Source organism: Serratia sp. 14-2641 (assembly GCF_001692375.1).
Classification (GTDB): domain Bacteria; phylum Pseudomonadota; class Gammaproteobacteria; order Enterobacterales; family Enterobacteriaceae; genus Chania; species Chania fonticola_C.
Window position 1 is genome coordinate 1 of the sequence record NZ_LXKR01000074.1, and the last position, 4,723, is coordinate 4,723.

Consider the following 4,723-nt stretch of genomic DNA (forward strand, 5'->3'; position numbering starts at 1 on the left):
GAGGGACTGCATGCGCCTCTCCTCGAACAGCCTGGACAATAACTCTGGCAATATGCGCTGGAGCTCAAGCCAACCGGCCGTCACCTTGTCGTTCCTGGCATCACAGGACAGTCACGACCCGCGCTTGATCCGGGCGAACGGTGTCTCGGGGCTGGGCATTTTACTGAGTGACAGCGACATGCGGCCGGTACGACTGGGCAGCCGGGACATCCCGGTACTGGTGACCCCAGGTCAGGATACCCTGACCTATTATGTTGCACCGGTGCGCACCCTGGCACCGTTGCAACCGGGTGCCTACTGGGCGAATGTCGATTTTCGGCTGAGCTATGACTGAGGAACGGACAATGAACCTAACGAGAGGAAAGTCTCGTCGAGTACTCCCGTTTTTGCCGCTGATGCTGAGTATGGCGAGCGGCAGTGTGGTGGCGGGGACTGCCCAGCAGAACGTGGCGATTACCGTGACGGTGGTGGCGGCGCTACCCTGCGTTTTCAACAACGGCAACGATGTAACGGTGGACTTTGGTAATGATGTGATCACCACCCAGGTTGACGGCAATAACTATCGCCGCCCGGTGCCTTATAACCTGGTGTGTACCGGGCTGCCCAATAATGCCTTGAAGTTGCAGTTTGATGGCATGGGGGCCGGGTTCGATACCGGGGTCCTGGCGACCAGCAATCCCATTCTGGGGGTCCGATTGGTGGATGGCAGTGGTGCCCAGGTTGCACCCAAGAGCTGGTTGAATTTTACCTATCCAAACATGCCGGTCATCAGTGCCGTACCGGTAAAACAGGCAGGGTCTACCCTGACGGGCGGGGCCTTCACTGGCGCTGCAACGTTGTTGGTGGAATATCAATGAGCAGGAGAATCGCCATGTTAAGAATAAAGGTCATAAGCTGTGTCGTGCTGACAGGGATGTTGCTGAGTGTGGGGGCGAACGCAGTAGATGTCAATTTTCGTGGCACGTTGATTGATCCGCCCCCCTGCACCATCAATGGCGGGACGGATGTGGATGTCAACTTTGGTTCTACGGTGTTAACGACCCGGGTTGACGGGGTCAACTACCGAATGGCGGTGCCATTGAATATCGTGTGTACTGCACCGCCCTTGAACACCATGCGATTACAGTTTGTAGGAACAGGGGCTCCGTTTGATGCCTCGGTGGTCAATACCGACAAGACTGATCTGGGGATCAAACTGTACAGCGGTACCGGTACGGGGACGCCGGTGGACGTGAATTCTTGGTTGAATTTTACTTACCCGACCTTTCCGGCAATTGAAGCCGTGCTGGTGAAAAACCCAGGGTCTACGTTGACCAGCGGGGTATTTTCGGCTGCGTCAACCGTGTTACTGGACTGGCAGTGAATGATGAGGTGGTGGTGATGTCGTGTATCTCTATACCGGTGATGGTGATGATGGTTCTCGTTGTCAGCAGCAGTCCGGCACGGGCGGTTGATGTTCAGTTCTCGGGAACGTTGCAGGAGCCCCCACCGTGTGAAATCAACAACGGCAACCTGATTGATGTTGATTTTGGCAGCAAGGTGGGTATTGGCCAGGTTAACGGGGTGAACTACAAACAGGGAGTGGCCTACACCATTACCTGTGCGCCGGGGGCCCCTGCCTGGTCTCTGGGATTGTCGTTCAATGGCACCGAAACGGCGTTTGATTCGGCCGCAGTGCAGACGGACAAGAATGGTCTGGGGATCCGGCTGCTACAAAATGGCGCGCCGTTTACCATGAATACCCGTATGCCTATTAACGCAGGGGCGCCACCAATACTGGAGGCGGTACCGGTAAAAGATCCGGCGGTGACCTTGACGGACGGGGCATTTGAAGCGACAGCGACGCTGCTGGCGGATTATCAATAGGAGACGATGATGTCAGGACGAGGAAAGTGCCGTTGGGTGTCGGTGTTACTGGGCGGAATGCTCCTGACCTCTACCGCCGGGGCGGCAGACAACATGCGGCTGCATGGGGCGCTGGTGTTTGAGGCGTGTGATATCCAGACCGGTGACGAGAACCAGGACATTTCGTTGGGAATGACCCCGGACCATTATTTTTACCTGCACCAGCGCACGCAGGGGAGAGCGGTGAATATACACCTGGTGAACTGTGACACGACGGTCGCGAATAATGTCACTGCGACCTTTACCGGGACCGAGAATGCGGGGTTGCCGGGGTTGCTGGCTTTTGATGCGGGGAGTACGGCGGCCGGGGTGGCGGTAGGGCTGGAGACGCAGGGGGGGCGATTTTTACCGCTGAACGTGGCGGGTGACAAGACGCCCCTGAATAGCGGGACCAACGTCATTACGGTCAGTGCGTATCTGCAAGGAGAGCCGGGGGCGTTGGCCAACCAGAGCATCACGCGTGGCGCGTTCACGGCAACCACGACGTTCCAACTGGACTATGACTGAATCTTGCCCTGGAACTGATGGCCTTTGAGTGGGCTGGAGACGGAACTCTGGCAGCAGGCGTATCAGTGGGTATGCCGACAGCGCCGCCAGGCCCCGGCCAACGCAGATATCTGGCATCTGCGCCATCACTGGCCGACAGAGGGCGGTCGGCTGTGGGCCGAGGTCATGGCTGGGCGTTACCGATTGTTGCCGATGCAGGTCGTTGGGCGAGGCAGCCAAGCACAGGCTCAGTGGGGTGCCCAGGATGCGTTGGTGCTGAAATGGGTTGCGTTGCAGGTGGCAGATCAGTTACCTCGGCACCGGTTGTGCTACCACCTCAAAGGGCAGGGGGGCAGCCGTGGGTCGCTCCGCGCGGTCAGCGAGGCGTTGTACAGTGGGCGATATCCTTATGTCCTGCGGACCGATATTCGGGGTTATTACCGGCATATCCGCAAGGCGCAGGTGATGAGTCAGATAGAAAGGTACGTTAGCAGCCCGGTTCTACAGCAGCTCATTCGGCAGTACCTGCATTACAGTGTGGAACATGGTGGTGAGTTTATCACCCCGACCAGCGGCATTTGCCGGGGGTGTGCGCTGAGTCCCCTGATTGGAGCCAGTCTGCTCCATCATGTGGATGCGTATTTTGCTTCGCAAGAGGAGGTGTTTTATGCCCGGTACATGGACGACTTTCTGGTACTGGCGCCGACGCGCTGGCGATTGCGGAAATGTATACGCGCCCTTAACACCTTCTTTGAACTGGGTGGTTTCGAACGCCATCCGGACAAGACCCAACAGGGCCGGGTGGAGAAAGGCTTTGACTGGCTGGGCCTGTGGTTTACCCCTGCGGGGGCCACCGTTTCGGCCAGGGCATTAGAGAACCATCGTGACCGACGCGCGCGGCTTTATGAGCAAGCCGTTGCCAGGGGGCTGTCTGAACAAGCCGCCATGGCAAGGGTGCGGGCGTATGAGGCACGGTGGACATTATGGGCAGAGCGTTTGATGCAGGTGGTGCCTGGGTCGATGTGATTGCCTGATTAACTTTCATCCGGAAATTAATCCAAATGAAAAAACTGAAACACACTCTGCTAACACTTGGCCTCGTCATCGTCCCGATATCAACGCAAGCCATCATCACTTATGATGTAACAGACACTCAAATCTATCTCCATCCATCTTCTGACCGTGTCACCTCTTCTCCAGGCAGCGGGTTTAACGGGATCTCCTGGAACGCAGCGCCGATCGACCAGTCCGGACAATACCTGTTCTCGACCTGGCTCTCGGTAGCCCAATACCGCAGAAATACTGGCGAGAGTAACGTCGTAAGCGTTGACACCATCTTGTTGCGCAACACCCTCCCCAACCCATATACTTTTCCACAAGCCCAACGTGACGCCATGCAGCGGTATCCGAATGATGTGCGAATCTGTCTCATGGGATATGGTGGCGGCGGGCAAGGGTGGCTCGCCTCATGTGTACTATACCCCCGTGTATCGACGACAACGTGCGCCCTCGCCGGAGCCAACAGCATCGACTTCGGGACCCTACCCGCTGGCCAGGTCTCTGATAATGGGAACATATGGACGGTCTCTTGCACGAACCCAACAACGGTTACCGTTACAGTCACCAACCTGGCGGCCACCTCGTCGACTGTCGAATTAGATGCGGCAAAGGGAGTCACCGCAGGCATGTCCATTGCCAATGCTGATGGCCTAACCGGCATAACCTTTACGACTGGCACCGGAACCACCCATCCTTTTGCCATCATGGCCCACCTGGTTACCCAGCCTACTACCCCGGGTGGGGCCTATACTGGTAACGCGATAATCGTGGCAACATGGGCGTAAAACTCTGCTGTGTGTTGGTCTCTCATAAGCAATCAACCCTTTGTGAGAGGACAACAACCCTGTCCAGGTTTTACGTACCACACTCTCGCGAGGGGCTATCTGGGAATCTTGGTCGTCTCATCTAGGTGAGTTGGCAACTACCGGGATGATGCCTAGTCTCCCACCCAATCACCTCTAGCCAGTGACCTAACAACTTACCATAGGATTTGGATGCCATGTATTTATATGTCCGACCGACAGCGTACCTTACTTTATTAGTGGTGTCCCTAACCGTTGCTGGCTGCAGTACACCCCCGAAAGGAACAACGTCGTCTAACAGCCGTAGCTTTGCCGCCACACCTGAAGTACGCACTGAAGCTGAACGTCTACAGCGCTGCAGCGCCGAGCTGGAAGCGCAAAAAACCGTTAATCGGGAACAGTACGACAAGCAGCGTGCTGAGTTTGACCGGTTGATGAGCGGTGCGGCGCAATATGCCACCGTCCGCGGC

The 4,723-nt window shown here is 56.7% G+C and carries 8 protein-coding genes; all 8 read left to right on the forward strand.

Features of this window, described 5'->3' with window-relative positions; genetic code table 11:
* Nucleotides 1–334: fimbrial protein (locus tag A6U95_RS23480; RefSeq protein ID WP_241810719.1), on the forward strand; the 334-nt coding region annotated here is incomplete at its 5' end.
* Between the two features lie 10 nt (nt 335–344).
* On the forward strand, nt 345–857 hold the full coding sequence (locus tag A6U95_RS23485) for a fimbrial protein (RefSeq protein WP_198927323.1): 513 nt from the start codon (nt 345–347) through the stop codon (nt 855–857).
* A gap of 14 nt (nt 858–871) precedes the next feature.
* On the forward strand, nt 872–1,363 hold the full coding sequence (locus A6U95_RS23490; RefSeq protein ID WP_059202181.1) for a fimbrial protein: 492 nt from the start codon (nt 872–874) through the stop codon (nt 1,361–1,363).
* 17 nt (nt 1,364–1,380) lie between these two features.
* Nucleotides 1,381–1,866: a fimbrial protein gene (locus A6U95_RS23495; RefSeq protein WP_158006239.1), complete on the forward strand. Its 486-nt coding sequence runs from the start codon at nt 1,381–1,383 to the stop codon at nt 1,864–1,866.
* Between the two features lie 6 nt (nt 1,867–1,872).
* The gene (locus tag A6U95_RS23500; RefSeq protein WP_139102449.1) at nt 1,873–2,412 is read left to right on the forward strand and encodes a fimbrial protein; all 540 of its coding nucleotides are present in this window, start codon (nt 1,873–1,875) and stop codon (nt 2,410–2,412) included.
* A 24-nt stretch (nt 2,413–2,436) separates the two neighbouring features.
* The gene (locus tag A6U95_RS23505; protein ID WP_241810720.1) at nt 2,437–3,417 is read left to right on the forward strand and encodes a reverse transcriptase domain-containing protein; all 981 of its coding nucleotides are present in this window, start codon (nt 2,437–2,439) and stop codon (nt 3,415–3,417) included.
* Between the two features lie 35 nt (nt 3,418–3,452).
* Nucleotides 3,453–4,235: a hypothetical protein gene (locus A6U95_RS23510; RefSeq protein ID WP_065686259.1), complete on the forward strand. Its 783-nt coding sequence runs from the start codon at nt 3,453–3,455 to the stop codon at nt 4,233–4,235.
* Between the two features lie 215 nt (nt 4,236–4,450).
* Nucleotides 4,451–4,723: hypothetical protein (locus A6U95_RS30875; protein ID WP_139102450.1), on the forward strand; the 273-nt coding region annotated here is incomplete at its 3' end.